This window comes from Aliirhizobium sp. YIM B11859, assembly GCF_057163345.1.
On the sequence record NZ_JBXHAY010000019.1, the window covers coordinates 1 to 15,691 of the forward strand.

The 15,691-nt window shown below is 57.7% G+C and carries 16 protein-coding genes and 1 pseudogene; 3 read left to right on the plus strand and 14 right to left on the minus strand.

Translation table 11 applies throughout. The features are described from left to right. Positions 1 to 102: 102 nt before the first annotated feature. The 5 genes from AC2GXZ_RS30905 to AC2GXZ_RS30925 form a co-directional block, all read right to left on the minus strand. Complete coding sequence (locus AC2GXZ_RS30905) at positions 103 to 288, minus strand: glyoxalase superfamily protein (RefSeq protein ID WP_483763085.1); 186 nt, start codon at positions 286 to 288, stop codon at positions 103 to 105. A gap of 240 nt (positions 289 to 528) precedes the next feature. After that, entirely contained in the window at positions 529 to 915 is a 387-nt protein-coding gene (locus AC2GXZ_RS30910) for a nuclear transport factor 2 family protein (protein WP_483763086.1), read from the minus strand. Positions 916 to 1,047: 132 nt separating this feature from the next. Then, positions 1,048 to 2,037, minus strand: coding sequence for a carbon-nitrogen hydrolase family protein (locus AC2GXZ_RS30915; protein ID WP_483763116.1), 990 nt, complete (start codon positions 2,035 to 2,037; stop codon positions 1,048 to 1,050). A 209-nt stretch (positions 2,038 to 2,246) separates the two neighbouring features. Next, positions 2,247 to 2,879, minus strand: a complete 633-nt coding sequence (locus AC2GXZ_RS30920) for a hypothetical protein (RefSeq protein WP_483763087.1) — start codon at positions 2,877 to 2,879, stop codon at positions 2,247 to 2,249. Positions 2,880 to 2,886: 7 nt separating this feature from the next. Beyond that, positions 2,887 to 3,585, minus strand: coding sequence for an alpha/beta fold hydrolase (locus AC2GXZ_RS30925; protein WP_483763088.1), 699 nt, complete (start codon positions 3,583 to 3,585; stop codon positions 2,887 to 2,889). Positions 3,586 to 3,937: 352 nt separating this feature from the next. On the opposite strand from AC2GXZ_RS30925, the gene AC2GXZ_RS30930 reads away from it, so the two are divergent. Together AC2GXZ_RS30930 and AC2GXZ_RS30935 are read left to right on the plus strand one after the other, a co-directional pair. Next, positions 3,938 to 4,231, plus strand: coding sequence for a hypothetical protein (locus tag AC2GXZ_RS30930; RefSeq protein ID WP_483763089.1), 294 nt, complete (start codon positions 3,938 to 3,940; stop codon positions 4,229 to 4,231). 259 nt (positions 4,232 to 4,490) lie between these two features. Further along, a complete protein-coding gene (locus tag AC2GXZ_RS30935) occupies positions 4,491 to 5,663 on the plus strand; it encodes a S41 family peptidase (protein ID WP_483763090.1) in 1,173 nt (390 codons plus the stop codon). Between the two features lie 73 nt (positions 5,664 to 5,736). Here the strand turns inward: AC2GXZ_RS30935 and AC2GXZ_RS30940 are convergent, their stop codons facing one another. The 6 genes from AC2GXZ_RS30940 to AC2GXZ_RS30965 all read right to left on the minus strand — a co-directional run bounded on the left by AC2GXZ_RS30940 (position 5,737) and on the right by AC2GXZ_RS30965 (position 11,896). Further along, the gene (locus AC2GXZ_RS30940) at positions 5,737 to 6,915 is read right to left on the minus strand and encodes a DUF2218 domain-containing protein (RefSeq protein ID WP_483763091.1); all 1,179 of its coding nucleotides are present in this window, start codon (positions 6,913 to 6,915) and stop codon (positions 5,737 to 5,739) included. After that, positions 6,810 to 8,030: an MFS transporter gene (locus tag AC2GXZ_RS30945; protein WP_483763092.1), complete on the minus strand. Its 1,221-nt coding sequence runs from the start codon at positions 8,028 to 8,030 to the stop codon at positions 6,810 to 6,812. The genes AC2GXZ_RS30940 and AC2GXZ_RS30945 overlap by 106 nt, the downstream gene beginning before the upstream one ends. Continuing rightward, positions 8,030 to 10,108 carry a TonB-dependent siderophore receptor gene (locus tag AC2GXZ_RS30950; RefSeq protein WP_483763093.1) on the minus strand — a complete coding sequence of 693 codons (2,079 nt, stop codon included), beginning with the start codon at positions 10,106 to 10,108 and terminating at the stop codon, positions 8,030 to 8,032. Before AC2GXZ_RS30950 ends, AC2GXZ_RS30945 begins: the two co-directional genes overlap by 1 nt. 250 nt (positions 10,109 to 10,358) lie before the next feature. Beyond that, the gene (locus AC2GXZ_RS30955; RefSeq protein ID WP_483763117.1) at positions 10,359 to 10,988 is read right to left on the minus strand and encodes an HAD family hydrolase; all 630 of its coding nucleotides are present in this window, start codon (positions 10,986 to 10,988) and stop codon (positions 10,359 to 10,361) included. Continuing rightward, complete coding sequence (locus AC2GXZ_RS30960) at positions 10,970 to 11,209, minus strand: hypothetical protein (protein ID WP_483763094.1); 240 nt, start codon at positions 11,207 to 11,209, stop codon at positions 10,970 to 10,972. Before AC2GXZ_RS30960 ends, AC2GXZ_RS30955 begins: the two co-directional genes overlap by 19 nt. A 123-nt stretch (positions 11,210 to 11,332) precedes the next feature. Continuing rightward, positions 11,333 to 11,896, minus strand: a complete 564-nt coding sequence (locus AC2GXZ_RS30965) for a bifunctional transcriptional activator/DNA repair enzyme AdaA (RefSeq protein WP_483763095.1) — start codon at positions 11,894 to 11,896, stop codon at positions 11,333 to 11,335. A 132-nt stretch (positions 11,897 to 12,028) separates the two neighbouring features. Between AC2GXZ_RS30965 and AC2GXZ_RS30970 the strand changes: the two genes are divergently transcribed. Further along, positions 12,029 to 12,925, plus strand: a complete 897-nt coding sequence (locus tag AC2GXZ_RS30970; RefSeq protein ID WP_483763096.1) for a DMT family transporter — start codon at positions 12,029 to 12,031, stop codon at positions 12,923 to 12,925. A gap of 99 nt (positions 12,926 to 13,024) precedes the next feature. Here the strand turns inward: AC2GXZ_RS30970 and AC2GXZ_RS30975 are convergent, their stop codons facing one another. From AC2GXZ_RS30975 to AC2GXZ_RS30985, 3 genes and pseudogenes are all read right to left on the minus strand, one after another. Beyond that, positions 13,025 to 13,663 carry a VOC family protein gene (locus AC2GXZ_RS30975; RefSeq protein ID WP_483763097.1) on the minus strand — a complete coding sequence of 213 codons (639 nt, stop codon included), beginning with the start codon at positions 13,661 to 13,663 and terminating at the stop codon, positions 13,025 to 13,027. Between the two features lie 89 nt (positions 13,664 to 13,752). Continuing rightward, positions 13,753 to 14,901: a M20 aminoacylase family protein gene (locus tag AC2GXZ_RS30980; protein WP_483763098.1), complete on the minus strand. Its 1,149-nt coding sequence runs from the start codon at positions 14,899 to 14,901 to the stop codon at positions 13,753 to 13,755. A 128-nt stretch (positions 14,902 to 15,029) separates the two neighbouring features. Continuing rightward, a pseudogene (locus AC2GXZ_RS30985) lies at positions 15,030 to 15,209 on the minus strand (IS3 family transposase); the annotation flags it as partial. Between the last annotated feature and the right edge of the window lie 482 nt (positions 15,210 to 15,691).

Consider the following 15,691-nt stretch of genomic DNA (forward strand, 5'->3'; position numbering starts at 1 on the left):
GTTTTGTCGCGCGCCACGAAAATTCGCGAGATCATGTGCGGAAACAGGACCATGTCCCGCATAGGAACGATTGGAATATCCGACCCGGCTGGAAAAGGCGTGCTAGCATGGGCCGAGGTCGCAGACGACTGGGTCGCCTGGATCCGTGGCCAACACGTTCCAGTCTCGATAGCCAAGAATTCGGGCAACGAGCTCTTGGCTCTCACTGTTGGTGAAGGTGACAGATTTGGCGTGAAGCGCTTCACGTAGCGTTTTCGCCATAGCTTTGGCATCGCGGAAATCGCGCATGAGATGATCCTTTGCGTAAACGAACGGAGAGCGTCAGGGGCTTGCGTTGCTGACCCGTTCGTCCGGGCAAAGGGAGCCATAAGTGGCTCGATACATTCACCGTACCCCGACGGGGCGCAAGCAGCAGGCTGTATCTACCGAGCATGAATTGTGCGCAGAAGCCTTCTACTTGTCAATCTTAGGCTGAGGAGAGTCCGTTTTGGGATAGGAAGTCGCCGCTCCCTGTCGCAAAGCTCCGATTTAACGATCCGGAACAATGGTACCCTGATGGAAAAACATCCTCCATTGTCCATCGACTCGCCTCCAGATCGAACTCCGGAGAGTTGTTTTGGTTGACCCCGCGTCATCTGGCTGCCGTACACTGCGGTATAAAACCAATACCGTATCAGGTGCGATCATTTTGGCGGTGAAGTCGTGAACTTCCGGTACAGCGGTATTATCTGCGGGCGCTTCATTCGCCAAGGCATCGATGACAACGACTTTGTCGTAGACCCGGCCGGAGCTGCCAAACTCCAGAAAATCGTCTGCCAGCCGCGCGGAGACGGCCTCTTTTGAACAGCGAATATCCGGCCTGTGCAATTCCTGTTCGAGCTTCCGGAACACCTCAATATCAATCTTTTCCAACATCTTGGCTCTCGCAGAAGTCCGGATTTTGCGCGATATGTTATCCCGACTTTGCAGCGCTGCAAAATCAGGAAATACGCGACATCAGGGTATAGGGTCGGGGCCGGCGGGCGGCCCCGATGGATTGATGTTCGCCTAAAAGAGGTTCCTTCTATCGCTCCTTGGATCACCGTCGATCTGATGGGGAACATAGAGATCGCTGCGAGCATTCCGCCGCCATGGCCGTGCACGGCTCTCGGGATGGGGGGCGATATCCGCGACAGCAATAGCAGGTAATCCATTCATAGGGCATTGCGCTGCCCACTTCCCGTCTGGTCCAGCGATGCCCGAGGGGGCGGCAGGGCTTTGAGGTGCAAGGGTAGAATAGCTGACCCAGTAAACATTGCTGGCCGCATGCCCCAATGCTTCAGCAGCGAATGCCGGAGCACTATCGGGGCTATCCCCGGCCGTTGAAAATAGGACGCAATCAACATCGAGCTTTTCATATTCTATGAATAGCTCGGGGTAATGCACTTCCATGCCCATCGCGCACCCGAAACGAAAGCCATCCACCTCAAAGGTCACAGCGGTCTTCCCCGGCGAATACATGAAGGAAATTTTCGTATTCGATAGAAGGCGCTCGTCGTAGCGCGTCACCAGCTCCCCATAATCGGAAACTACATACAGGCTGTTGTGTGGCCGGTGCGGCGAGGTAAGCTGATGAACGGAACCGAAAATGGTCCAGAGTTTAAGCTCGCGCGCAAGTTTTCTGGTTGCTTCCAGCTCATCGCGCAAAGCGTCCCATTCGAAGCGTGTCCAATCGGAAGGACCGATTTCTCTAGGGCCGATTTCGGACATGATCCTTTTATGCGGCCAGCAGGTCGTCCCTTCTGGGAAATGCAAAAGGCGAGCTCCGGCTTTATGGGCCTCTCGCATAAGACGCCGCGTCTCCGTTCCACTGGATTGAAGCGCCGAGACATCACGAGGATCATCGAATAGAGATGTTTGGGCTACCGCTATCCGTAGTGACCGAACCGTAGGCTCGTCCGAAGGTTGGCGGATGTGCTGGAGAGCTGCTGTATAAGATTCGCCTGTTTTGGCAGCGCGAGCACGTACGCGGCGTTTAAGATTTCCGTTTTGGGTCACGGTCTGGCCTTTCACGTCCCGGACGCAGTTCCCCAGCAACCCGCCCGACACGATCGGACCAAGACAAGCGACCCGAGACTCAAGTCCCTTTGCCTCCGTTCAAGACCATGCTGGGGAAGGTCTGGGAGGTTGGGCGCAGGCCACGCCGCGGTAAGCTTGTCGGGCGAGCGCCGATTCGTCAAGCTATCGAGAAATTTCCGGATTTCGCTTCACGTACTACCGTCATAGAACCAGTCGGCACTTGGAGCATAGTCTTCGAAGTACGGTAAGCTATAGGTGCGGTGCAACTGCTCCATATATGCCGCTCGCTCGGCATTTGGCGCGCGCGCCCGTCCACGCTCAACGGTCAGGCCAAACGGTGCTTCGACATAAAGGACTCTATCAAACCACTGCCGAACAGGAGTATGAAGAAGATAAATGCAATCGCACAGCACGAGCGCAGGACCATCGATCGGAAGCGCGATGGTGTAATTCGAATCCAGCACCCCGGTCCTTTTGTTCCATGCGCGATCATAGGCGAACATTCTGCGGCTTTGCAGGCTGCGCAGGGCATCCTCCACCGCAGCCCAAGCGTACCAATGGCGGGGGTTTTCCTCAGCGGATATGGCGTCCGGGTCACCTGATTTGATAGCCATATCTAGCCGGGATTGTCGTTCAGAATAGCTGAAGGCGGAAAACCTGTCGCAATCGAGATGATAAGCAATTCCCGGAAGAGCCTCCACAATCGCCCGGCAAAGTGTCGTTTTGCCCGCCCCACTTAAGCCAGCGATGCCGATAAGGCGGACTTGGTTTGACATGCACTCAGGTGTTATTCGGTCGATTAGGCCGGTAAAGCCCTCCATCACCACCCTAGGCATAAGCGGAGATTACCTCCCGGATAATAGAATTGACCGCCTCCGGCCGCTCGATCGGCACGTAATGACCGCAATCTGGAATAACATGCAGACTGCCATTTGGGGCCATTTCAGCCTGTTTCCTACTGGTTTCGACTCCCGGCGCAACGTCTTCCGCTCCGGTAACAACCGCAACCGATCCCGGAAAAATCGAAAGAACCTCACCCCGGCTCGGTCGCGTATGAAAAACCGTGACACCTCGCGCCACATCTTCCAACGGCTGACGCATGGTGATGCGCTTCGCCTCTTCCATCGCGAGAGGCGATGCTTCTTTCGCAAATAACGGCGCCCAATACTCGTTCCACCCAGATTCCAGTCCTCTCTCACGTAACGTCTCAAGGGACGAAGCATGATACGCGAGGTCCAACCGCCGCCATGCCTTGGTGCCGATCAGAACGAGAGCGGCGACGCGATCGGGCGCAAGAGCAGCCACTTCCAATGCACAAGATCCACCGACAGAACAGCCGACCACGATAAGGCGCTTGGCCGTCGTCAGCGCCAACGCCTTTTCCGCCCAGGATTCAATACGGTCCCCAAATGAATAGAGAGTTGGGGCGTAGGTCGCTCCCGGCAGGAGCTCCATCTGTCCCGCCCACATGGTTCCGTCGAGAGGAAGCGCATGTAGTAGCAACAGCTCCAGTTTACGGTCGACCATCACCCATCCTAGCGATCAAGATTCGCAAAATTCCCGAGTTCTGTTCGATTTGATTGCCGGACTTCCGCGACGGCGCAAAACTAGGGCTTCTGCGACGCCGTCGCTGCCCGCGTCACCTCAGCCATGTCGCTAAGCCGTGGCAAAGATAAGCTTCGTAGTGGGTAGTCTGCCCCTCATTCGTTGCTTCCTTGGTGGTGCCTCATTATCCCAGTTTTGGGTGCCAATTGATCACACCACCCCCTAAGTCTACAATGGGCCGAAGGCAGCCATGCGCTACAAGCGGACGTGTGGGGCGGTCGCACCATATTAACCGATAAGAGGTATTTTCTCGACACGGTCCGTGGAGGTTGAATTGGCTATCTCTTTCGAAATCATCCAGAATTCACTGATGGCACTCTTTGCACTCGGTGTGTTGGGAGGCATCATTACAAATGCACTCATCATCCAACGCACAAAAGCGCTAGTAACTCTTCCGGGAGAAGAAAAACTATCTCTGGGCGAGCGTCAGGGGCGCAAATTCAGCCGTTCGAGCGCCTTCTTCACTAGCAGTCGGTTTAAAGGCCTGCGAGCAGCGATGTTTGGTAGCATTGGCCTATGTTTATCATCATTTGCGCTGATGATTTTGGCTGATGGACTTCTTCGTTGAGGTAGCCAGACGCAATAGTGGATGCCGACGAAAAGCGGCGGATATCTCCGGGCGAACGAAATTGACATCGAAGCGGCCATTGAACGCAAATGGCTCCAACATATCGATAGGTATGTCGATCTTGACGCAAACAGGTGATTGGCAAGGTTCGATGACCGGTTTGGGCGGAGGGCCGACGTCGGCCTCGCGCCATTAGCAGCCATAATCGGCCAGGGCCTCGTGCCGGATAGTTGCGAAGTTGCGCTCAGGACTGCTAAAAATGAGCATGTTCGCTCACGAAGCCCGCCGTATCCGAGACATCGCCGCAAAAGAAACCGCGTTTCAAGGCGTATCCGGGGCTGACCTCAATGCCGCCGAGGCGCGTCTTGCCCAAGCAGCCACGATAGACGGTTTCCGGCTGGAAGCGATGAGAACGCTGGCGCTCGGCCGCAACGGCCACAGCCGTGCCATTGCGAATGCTGCTGTCCAGGTGGCGCCGATACGCCTGGTGTGGCTGGCAGACGGGCCCTGCCTCGTCGAGGGACCGCAAGCGGGCGCTCGGCTTCTTGCGGTGAACGGCATGTCGGTCGCGGAAATCTTCGCCAGGCTGCGCCCCTACCTTGCTGGCACGGATCAAAGGGCGCGGGCGCTGGCCGGGTTCATGCTGGCTTGGCCGCCCGCCGTCGCGCTGGCAACAGATGTGTGGACTGCTCCGGTCTATCGCTTTGCGACCGTCGGCGGGGATCTGGTTGAGCTCGCTACCGACGATACGGTCCCGGCGGAGCTGCTCTATCCCGTTGCAGAGCGAGGAGTGGCAGACCGCCTGATCGCCCGCCAAGGGATCGCCGAAGCCGGCGAGGCAAGGCGCGGCACCTTCCTGCGCCATCTTGCAGGGCAGGTTCCCTATGTCCGGATCGGCGATCTCAGCGCCGCTCCGCCGATAGTGACCGTGGCGCAACTCTTAGCCATCGCGGCGGAAATGCGGGGGGCGCGCCGTCTCGTGGTCGATCTGCGCGGCAATCCGGGCGGCGACTTCTTCGGCGCCGCCACCTTCGCGCGCGACTTGCCGGAGGCCGCTCCCGGGGCGGCGCTCGCGGTGTTGGTCGACAAGTTCACCTTCTCGGCGGCGCTCGTCGCCGCGGCGCTGCTGAAGTTCCACGCGGGCGGTCGTCTGGTCGGCGAGGAGATGGGGGACGCGGCGGCCTTTCACGCCGAGGGCGGCACCGAGGTATTGCCGCAGTCCGGCCTTTCGATCCGCTATTCGGACGGCTGGCACGATTGGGCCGAAGGGAAGGCCGACCCCATATTGACGCCACCGGAGATCGCACGCGAGATGGTGCCGGCAGGATTGCTTATGCCCGACGTAGTCGCCGCGCCGACTTGCGCCGATCTGGCTGGTGGCCGCGACACGACACTCGCAGCTGCGCTCACGATGGTCAGAGAACCGCACTGACGGGGCGCTTCCCTGTCGCAAAATTCCCGAGATTTGTTCGATATGCTATCCCGACTTTTGCAACGCTGCAAAATCAGGAGTTTTGCGAAGCATTGCTCTCCGGTCTGCGGTCTCGCCAATATGCCACAACGCTAAGCCGATCGCGCGGAAGGTTCAAATTTTCTCGGGCAAACCGCCGAACAGCGAGATAATCGTTGAACTCGCATCCGGCCCAAATGAATGGCGTATCACCCTGCCAACCGCCCAGACTTTCTTCCAGCGCCCCCGGGAGAGTTGCCCCCCTCCCCGTCTCTTCTTCCCGATAGAGATAGGTCAGCTCGACATTGTCGGACGGCGGGAAATCGTAGTGATCGGCGGGGCTGCCGACCTGTGCAAAGACACGTGCCATGGATGTTGCCGGAAGTTCTTCGACGATGCGGGCCATGGCCGGCAAGGCAGTCTCGTCGCCTAGAAGCACAAGCGAATCCGCCTTCGGGATCTCGTCGCCTCCGGGCGCAAAGATGCCTATCGTATCACCCGGGCGAGCGTTCTGCCCGAAATCTACCCCCGGAGAACGAAGACATCCGGTTTCGTGCAGGACGAAATCGATCTCTATCTCGCCCTTGTCGGCGTTGATTCTGCGGATCGTATAAACGCGTGCAGCAATCGCATCGTCGCCATCCGGCCAAACGATGCGGCCCTCGGCATTGACCGAAGGCCACACGGCCCGACGACCTGCCGGCGGAAACAGCAACCGGACATGCAGTCCGCCACGGGCATAGGACCGGAACGATGCACCCTTGAAGGTGATCCGTTTCATATGCGGGCTCACTAGCGCCGAGGCGACGACCTCAATGGTCTGAAAAAACGGCGGACTGGTTGTAGCCGTCGCAACGCCTTGCCATTCGATCTTCTGTCTGCCGCCGATCGGATGAACGGCCAGATGCTCTGCAACCGCCATTTTGACGTAGGAAAGCCGGATATCGTCGTCCGCCAAGGCGGTGATGGCAAGGCGGCCGGGCAATACCTCTATCATGGCCTCTCCGTACCGCATCACGATCGTGTGGCGATCACCATCGCTTCGGACCTGCGCATGGTCGCGGAAGGTTTCCAGCAGTTCGGAAGCCATGGCCGCCGCATTGTGTGTAGACACAGTCCCGAATGATTTCACGAAGGCCTCCGCAGCAAGAAAAAGGTCGGAATAATGACGACAAGACAAATGATGCTGGCGCCGGTGAAGATACTGGCATAGCCGAGCCGCTCGGCGATCCATCCCGTCGCAAGTCCTCCGGCGATGCTGACAATCCCATCCATGCATTGAAAGACCGTAAAATCGACACCGGCCTGCTTGGGATTGGACCAGTCCATGAACTGGGCGTATAGCGCGACGAACCCGATTGACATGATGCCCGACGAACTGCCAATCGCGATCGCGAGCATTGCAGTGCGCGGCATCGCTCCGCCCAATCCGGCATAGGCAAGACCGGCCAGAAGCGCCGCCTGCCCGACAAGCGCGGCTGCCAACACGACGCGCGTCCCGAACAAGCGCACCAGAGCGCCCCCAAGCAGCGCACCGGCGAGGCCGATAAACATGCTCCCTGTGCCGTTCACGATTCCGATCGTGGCAAGATCGAAGCCCTGGTCGATCAAAAACGGGCCTAGCATGGACAGTCCCCATTTCTGCGCGGCGACGAACATGGCCGTCGCCAGCATGCCGCGACGGATCTCCGGGCGACGGATCGTTGCAGCAAGCGACGGTATGTGGCTGCGTTGCCTCTCGACTTCCTTCGCAGCCGGGCCAACCGAGAATGGCAGGCTGAGCGCGAGGATGACCGCCGCCATGATGAAGCAGGCATAGTGCCATCCTATCCTGTTGACCAGAACGAGGAAGAGGCCGCCACCGATCGCCGACCCCAAATAGGAGCCGCCGACCTGCGCGGCATTGCCCCAGCCGTGGTGCCGCCTGGCGAGGTTCTCCACTGCATAGCCGTCGCAGGCGATGTCGACAGTCGATGCCGCCAGGGCAACAAAGGTCAAGGTGATAATGACCGGCAGAAGAATGGCAGGCTGGAGGGCTCCGACAAGGACAATACCGGCGACAGCACTTAAGTTGCCGATAAGAACGATGACGTTCGACCGGTTCCGACCGAACACCGGCAGTCGAAACCGCTCCACCCGTGGCGCCCACAGGAATTTCAACGCCCAAGGCAATACCGTCAGGTAGAGGAGCCCGATCTGGTCGAGCGGCAGGCCCTGCGCGCGCAAAACGGCGGGCAACCCCAGCATCGTCAGTCCGCCGATGACGCTCTGCGCCACATATACCCCACCGATGGCGACGAAGATCGCCACCGGCGAAGGAAAGGACGTTGTGTCTTCGCTCGCCCGCATCAGAAGCGATAGCGCACGCTGGCGACAACCTTGCGGCCTTGGTCATAGTAGCAGAAGCCGGTCGTGCAGACTTGGTTTACCTCGTTGAGCAGGTTGGTGGCGTTGACCTGCAGTTTCACGCCATCCATCGCCGGGTGAAGCTTGCCAAGATCATACCGCAGGGATGCGTCGACAAAGGTGCGAGCGCCGTTGTTAAGAACCGGCGTGTGGACGTTATCACCGAAGCTCGAACCCACGTAGCGCACGCCCGCGCCAACGCCGATCCCTTCGAGTGCACCACTTTGCACCTCGTAGTCCGCCCACAACGAGAACATGTGGTAGGGGGACGAGTTGAGCTGATTGCCGGCGGTCTCGGGCGTTAGCTTGGTGATCTTCACATCATTGTAGGAATAGCCGCCGGTGAAGCTGAGCCCGTTGTCGAGCGACGCCGTGACTTCAACTTCAACGCCACGGGAGCGCAGATCCAGCTGTCTCAGAAGGTTGACGCCCGACGAAGTCTCGTAGACGGATGCGTTTTCCTGATCGATATTGAAGAAAGCGGCGGAGATCAGCACGTTCTGATCCGGGATCTGATACTTCACGCCGATCTCGTACTGCTTGCCAAGAGTCGGGTCTGCTTGTGACGCGCTGCCGCCCGAAGCCAGTATGACGCCCGGGTTGGCCACATAGGACGTTCCGTAGCTGATGTAGGGCATGACATTCCACGGCGTGACATAGCCGATCGAGGCACGGCCGGTCGTTTGGCTGTCATTGCGAGAATATTCGACGCCACCCGGCGAATATTCGCTCCGATGCCAATCATGCCTCAGTCCGAGGCCGATGCGCCAGGCATCGATTTCAATCTGATCCTGAAGATAGATCCCGATCGAATTTTGCTTCTGCTTTTCGAAGTAGGTTAATTCCGGAACGTAAGTGAAATCATCGGTGAAGAGATCCGGACCGCTGCCCTGCTTCGCATCATACTCCATGAAGCTGTAATCGACGCCGCCAATCAGCTTGTGTCTGGCCGCACCGGTCTCGAATTCACCTTCCAGGTACGTGTCGGTCGCCAGACCGCGATTGTCCTCGTAGCCGATGCCCGGATAGTTTTGGAAGACATATTCCTGTTTGGCTGACAGATCCGAATACCGCAGCTTGTGGTGAAGCGTCAGACCGTCAGTCAGTTCGTGTTCGAGCTCGTAGCCGATGCGCCACTGCTTCTGGGTGAAATCGTTGAAGCGCGCATCGCCGCCATAAACCGGAACGGCACCGATTGAGGTCCCCGAGGGACCATAATTGTTGATATAGCCCCACGTTCCACCAGTGGTGGAGTCCATGTATTCGCCAAGGATGGTGAGTTTGGTGCCTTCATCCGGTTTCCAGGTGAGTGCCGGCGCAATCATCAGGCGATCGTCTTTGATCGCCTCGATCTCGTTGCGGGCGTCGCGTGCGACCCCGGTCAGGCGATAGAGCAGAACTCCATCCTCTGTGAGCGGACCGGAAAAATCGAAGGCCGTCTGGACACGGCCATACGACCCGTATTGCAACTCGACCTCACGCAGACGCTCTTCGGTCGGCCGCTTGGAAATGATATCGACGATGCCGCCAGAGCTGCTCGCGCCATAGATTGATGCTGCGGGTCCTCGTAGGACCGTCAAAGCCTCGACGCCATATGGCTCGATGCGAAAAAGTCCGTTGGGGCTGCTGATCTGGCGCAGCCCATCCCTGAAAATGCCGGTATAGGTGAGATCTATACCGCGGATCTTGAACGCATCGTAACGAGGCTCCGCGCCATATTGGCCGCCACGCACACCGGGAATATAGCTGATCGCTTCCGTTACGTTTTGTGGCTGGCGATCATCAAGTTGCTTTCGGTTGACGACCGAGACCGGCTGGGCAGTTTCGGCGACCGGCGTGTTGGTCTTTGTAGCGGTCCGCCCGGATTTCGGAACATAACCGTCGCTTTCGACGATATCCGTCACCCCTTCTCCACTGCCCGTCACCACGATTGGCGCCAGTGTCGTGGAGCTCTGCACGCCGGCATTGTCCCCAATCTCTTGCCCACGAACGGTCCCTGCAACGCATGATCCCAATATCATGAGCGCAGCCGTTGAGAGCCACGCCACTTTTTTATCTCTGATCAGCATAAATGTCCCCACATAAACAGTGGACATTAATATGACAAAATTTGTCCACTTTTCCTCTGCTACTTGAGCTTGGGCGATGAGGCAAGGTTCGTTGTGAATTTACAACGAGGGGCGTGTTGAAGATGTGTCTCGAGCTCTGCAGCGTTCGCAAAAATCCCGACAGTTGCTCGATTTTTATAGCTGACTTTTGCAGCGTCCGAATTCAGGATTTTCGCGACATAGACTGGAGCACATCATCAACGATGGCCTCAATGTTAGCGTCAGGCCAATGGGTGACGTGGCAAATTTCCGCCGGAAGATTGTGCCCCACAAAATAGCCGCGCCTTGCGAACTGCAACATCGGTATGTCGCCGTAGGAGTCTCCTACTGCCGTCAGTGCGTCTTGGTCGATCTGAAGCCGGGCAAGCAGGGTTCGCAGCCAGGTTGCTTTATCTTCCGGCCAAAAGTGAGCAATCTTACCGTCGTCACTCCATCCCGTGCCTATTGCGTAGTCCGCACCTAGATCTGTGGCTAACCAATCAACGGCAAATTGCCATGTGATCGAAACCAGCGCGATCTTAAAGCCTTCATCTTTCAGACGGGCAAAGCCGCGCCGGACACCCGGCGCAAGGCGTAGATCCCGAAGATATGCGAGCAGCGCAGGTCTGCTGAAGGGCTCATACCATTCCAGCATGGTTTGCCGCCCCATGGTGATCTCCTCGCGTGAACGGAAAAGCTCGAAGGCGTCCATTTCGGCCGTACGGCCAATATTCCTCGCAATACACCCGCAGATGTTTTCGCCACGCAGCAACGTGCCGTCTACGTCAAAGGCGATCAGTTTTGTAGTGGAGATATTTGGCTCCTAGCAATGCCCGCCCGCTCAGCCCTCACGGCTTTGATAATACGCCAGTTGATCGCCGGGTCACGCAACATCTGAATGTCAGTCATTTCGTCAAAATCTGAAAGACGGGTATAAAAGGCATTTCGTAGACGCGAGATAACTTTTGGCAAGGGCGTGTTTTCGAGAAGATCGGGGTCATCATCTCGTAAATTATCGAAATCCGCTCTTATCATGGTTTGTCCTTTTTCACTGAACAGGACAATTTTGGCAGAATTTTTTTAGTAGGAGCAACGTGCAGATCTGCACCCTACAAGTACTGGCAGGTATTAGGATTTCACCAGCAAAGCCGTTTTCCATTATGAGTGCTTCGGCCTGCGTATCGAAGACGGTGGGCGTCCATAGAGATTGAGAAATGCAGCATTGAAGCTCCTGACACTACCAAATCCGGACTGAAACGCGATTTCGGTCAGCTGAAGCGCGCTTTCATCGAGCAACCGTTTGGCGCGTCCAATGCGCAGGGTTTGCGCTGTCTGAACTGGCGAAGCCCCGACGTGCCGGGCGAATAACCGCGAAAGGTGCCTTGCTCCCACACCAAGGGAGACAGCAAGGTCTTCTACCGATCCATGATCAAGCGCGCCGCTCTCAATCATCTTTAAGGCACGCTCTACGGTGGTCCTGGTCCCCTTCCATGCGGGGCAATATGGCGCGGTCTCGGGGCGGCATCGCAGACAGGGACGATACCCTGCCCGCTCGGCCGCTGCGGCTGTCGGGTAATAGCTGACGTTCTTCGTCAGCGGATGCTTTACGGGGCACACCGGTCGGCAATAAATGCCTGTCGTTCGGACAGCGGTAAAGAACAGCCCGTCATAAGCCGGGTCGCGCCGCAGTCGCGCATCATTGCAAGTGTCGAAATCAAGCATGACCTGACCTTAGCTTCTCGTCCGAAAGAGGCGAGGCCTTTACAGATGATAGGGTCCGAAAACTGCCAGCCTCAACACGCGCTAGCCAGTAATTCCTTGGCAGGATCAAGGTGCGAGGGTTGGGCAATGCGAATGACATTTCAGGACTGGAGCCTGCTGCTCCTTCTGTCCCTCCTTTGGGGTGGGGCGTTCTTCTTCGCCGCGGTTGCGGTACGGGAGCTTCCGCCGCTGACTGTGGTGACCGCGCGGACAGGACTTGCCGCTCTGGCTCTGGCGGTTGTCCTTAGGTTCCGTGAAGAGGGCTGGCCGCTCAAAGGGCATGCGCTGCAAGCCTTCTTCATCATGGGCTTTTTGAACAACCTGTTGCCCTTCAGCCTGCTTTTCTGGGCGCAGACCATGATCCCGAGCGGGCTTGCCTCGATCCTGAATGCGACCACGCCAATATTTTCCATCATCGTTGCGCATTTTCTGTTGGACGACGAACGCATGGCAGCAAACAAGACCGTCGGGATCGGCTTCGGCTTTTTCGGTGTCGTCGTGCTGTTCGGCGGAAACCTTCTGGACAGCAAGGGCTTCGCTCTCGTGGGAATGCTTGCCTGCCTTGGTGCTGCGCTTTCTTACGGATTCGCGGGTGTATATGGCCGAAGGTTCAAGTCCATGGGATTTTCCGCGACGCAGGTCGCCTTCGGTCAGCTCACCGCAACCACGCTGATGATGGTTCCGATTATTCTCCTGATAGACAGGCCGTGGAATTTGCCGCTTCCAAGCCTTGCCGTGATCGCGTCACTGATCGCACTGGCTGTCGCATCAACAGCCTTGGCTTATGTGGTCTTCTTCCGAATTCTAGCCTCCGCTGGGGCGGTCAACGCGGCCCTTGTCACCCTGCTCATTCCTGTCAGCGCCATTCTGCTGGGGGTCCTGTTCTTGGGTGAGACGTTGGCGCTCCGTCACTATACTGGAATGGCGCTCATCGGCGCTGGCCTGCTAGCAATCGACGGGAGGGTGTTTGATCTAATGAAGCGGCGGTAGGAGTTCGCAAATATCCCGACTTTTGCTCGATTTGAACGCCTGGCTTTTGCAGCATCGCAAAATCAGGATTTGCGCGACAGATCATCCGCGTCGCCACGGTCAGGTTAGCTCTTTCAATCCGGCCGGCGTCTCGATGAGCGCCCGGTATCGGACTTCAGGGCCTTGGACGATGACAGGCGGATTCTTGATAGTAAGTTCCCGGTAGAGCGCCGCAATGCGGGTCGGGTCCGGATGCTCAAGAGTAAACGAATGAAGGCGAGCATCCAGATCGGGAATAGAGGCGATATAGCTGGTGTCGCCCCGGTGGTTGATAATCGAAGGGACCGCGCCGTCCAAGGGAAGCGAGCCATCCGTTGGGATGGCAAAATCGAAAGTCGGGCTTTCGGCAGGGAGGGGAACCTTGTCGCCCAAGATCGCGCCATGGGCTGAAACAACGAGGTCGATCGCATCCGTGTTGGCGACCCATCCGCGCAGCCTGCGACCTCCAATCCAGTCCGATCTAACCTGTTCCTGATTGTCGAGGCCGAACCAGCGCGCCCGGCCCGGCTCCCTTCCCTCCGGATCGCGGGCCACGATTTCCAGATAGACGGAGTTTCCGAGCTGAAGCCGGTGATTGTGGGTGCCCATGTAAAAGTGGCGCGTCCCGAAAGGCACGTCGAGGCCAAGGCAATCTTGGATATGCGACACCCCTTCGGCCAGTGTCGGGGCAATGACGGTGAGGTGGTCCAGCTTCAACAAGTACGGCAAACTCCTATGCTCAAGAATACAGTCGCGGAAATCCCGACATTTGATCGATATGTTGTCCTGACTTCTGCAACGCTGCAAAATCAGGGTTTCTGCAACGGCAAGGCTGTTTCGACCAACCGTATCCAGTAGGAGACACCGTAAGGAATCGCCGCATCGTTGAAATCATAGCTGGGATCGTGCAGCCCAGCCGTGCCGCCGTTGCCAAGGAGCGCAATATTGCCGGGCCGTTGTTCGAGCATGAAAGCGAAGTCCTCGGACCCCATCAGTTGCGCGTGATCGGGATCGACAGCATCCTCTCCCATAACAATTCGGGCAGCTTCTACAGCCAACGCTGTTTCGCCCGGATGATTGACGACTGCGGGATACAAATTTCTGAATATCACTGTCGCAGTTGCCCCGTACGACGCTGCAATTCCCTCTGAAATATCAATGATGCGGCGATGCATGGTGTCTCGGACCTCCGGTTCGAACCAGCGGGCCAGGCCACGCAGCTCGCTCGCTCCAACAAACGTGCCTCCCGGCTTCCCGCCTTGGAAAGATCCAAAGGAGATCACGCCGCTTTTAAGCGGATGAACGTTGCGCGCGATGACCGTTTGCAGGGCAATAAGTATGTTGGCGGCGGGAAGCAGCGCGTCAACGCCGGCCTGAGGGCTGGCAGAATGAGCGCTCTTGCCATCTACCGTGATCTTGAAACTTGCCACGGCAGCCCCAAACGCACCCGTGCGGGTGGCAAAACGACCAATATCCAAGCCCGGTTCGTTGTGAAGGGCGAATACCCGATCGATCCCCCAACGCGTCATCAAGCCATCGTCGCACATTGCCTTCGCGCCCGCCTGTCCTTCCTCTGCGGGCTGGAAGATCAAGATAACCGTGCCATCGAAGTTGCGTGTTTCTGCCAAACTCTTCGCGGCACCCAGAAGCATTGCCGTGTGCCCGTCATGCCCGCAAGCATGCATCCGTCCCTCCGTCGTCGAGGCATAAGACAGCCCCGTCGCTTCATGAATGGGAAGGGCATCCATGTCGGCGCGGAGCCCGATGACCTTGCTGGAGGTTTGGCTCTGCCCGTGGATAACACCCACAACGCCGCTCCTGCCGATACCCTCGGCAACCTCATCACAGCCAAATGCACGCAGTTTTTCGGCCACAAAAGATGCGGTGCGGGGAAGTTCATAGCCTAATTCCGGGTTGGCGTGCAGATCACGACGCCAGGCTGTGATTTCGTCGTTCATGGATACTGTCTCACCTAAAATGTTCGGCAGGTCGATCCCTACCTTACGGATGATCAAAAGAGAATTGCCGTTGAACACTATCTAGATAACGGCCGCTGCCTGGCATGGACCATCAAGGCACTTGGCTAATACCGCTGTTTGGTGCGCACATAACCTGCCAACAAGTCGTCGCCGCGTGCGAATTCCCGATGCCAATGCTTCAGGGGATTCTTCGTCGGATAGCCCAACTGACGGATGGTGGCATTCGCCCGCTTGCCGAGCTTGATATAGAGCTGCACAGCCCTCATGCGGTCTTCATACGAATACATGAACTATCTCCTGTTAGTCCAAGTTTTCGTCCGCACCCCCTCTGAGGAAAATTCACGCGGCATTGACAGCAAGCGTTGGAGCGTCGGTGGGGCGTAGTCAGGGCGCAACCGCAGGCGCCAGCGTCGGGTCCAGCCGGGGTTCTGGCCTCGGTGCAGGTGTCGGTACGTCGGTGGGTGGAAGCAACGGTGTCAACGCTGGGGTTGGCGCATCCGTTGGCGGCAGCCGTGTCGTTAATGCCGGGGTATCCGCATCGGTTGGCGGTACTCGTGGTTTGAATGCGGGTGTGGACGCTTCCATCGGCGGCGGGACATGGCTTGGAGCTGATGTCGATATTGGCGTTGGCGGCAGTGGTGTGGGAACAGGGACAAACCCAACGACTGGCAGCACGTCAGGTACGCCACCGGGAACCAGACAAGGATCGGCCCTGGCGCAAGCGCAGGTTCAAGCACTACGGCAAATGTCGCCTGCTTAACGTGCCCAG

What these genes read in the sequence shown, in the direction of transcription:
- AC2GXZ_RS30905 (WP_483763085.1), bottom strand. Translation starts at nt 288, where the DNA reads ATGCGCGATTTCCGCGATGCCAAAGCTATGGCGAAAACGCTACGTGAA.
- AC2GXZ_RS30935 (WP_483763090.1), top strand. Translation starts at nt 4,491, where the DNA reads ATGAGCATGTTCGCTCACGAAGCCCGCCGTATCCGAGACATCGCCGCA.
- AC2GXZ_RS30910 (WP_483763086.1), bottom strand. Translation starts at nt 915, where the DNA reads ATGTTGGAAAAGATTGATATTGAGGTGTTCCGGAAGCTCGAACAGGAA.
- AC2GXZ_RS30970 (WP_483763096.1), top strand. Translation starts at nt 12,029, where the DNA reads ATGACATTTCAGGACTGGAGCCTGCTGCTCCTTCTGTCCCTCCTTTGG.
- AC2GXZ_RS30925 (WP_483763088.1), bottom strand. Translation starts at nt 3,585, where the DNA reads ATGGTCGACCGTAAACTGGAGCTGTTGCTACTACATGCGCTTCCTCTC.
- AC2GXZ_RS30945 (WP_483763092.1), bottom strand. Translation starts at nt 8,030, where the DNA reads ATGCGGGCGAGCGAAGACACAACGTCCTTTCCTTCGCCGGTGGCGATC.
- AC2GXZ_RS30940 (WP_483763091.1), bottom strand. Translation starts at nt 6,915, where the DNA reads ATGGATCGCCGAGCGGCTCGGCTATGCCAGTATCTTCACCGGCGCCAG.
- AC2GXZ_RS30920 (WP_483763087.1), bottom strand. Translation starts at nt 2,879, where the DNA reads ATGGAGGGCTTTACCGGCCTAATCGACCGAATAACACCTGAGTGCATG.
- AC2GXZ_RS30980 (WP_483763098.1), bottom strand. Translation starts at nt 14,901, where the DNA reads ATGAACGACGAAATCACAGCCTGGCGTCGTGATCTGCACGCCAACCCG.
- AC2GXZ_RS30950 (WP_483763093.1), bottom strand. Translation starts at nt 10,108, where the DNA reads ATGATATTGGGATCATGCGTTGCAGGGACCGTTCGTGGGCAAGAGATT.
- AC2GXZ_RS30960 (WP_483763094.1), bottom strand. Translation starts at nt 11,209, where the DNA reads ATGATAAGAGCGGATTTCGATAATTTACGAGATGATGACCCCGATCTT.
- AC2GXZ_RS30965 (WP_483763095.1), bottom strand. Translation starts at nt 11,896, where the DNA reads ATGCTTGATTTCGACACTTGCAATGATGCGCGACTGCGGCGCGACCCG.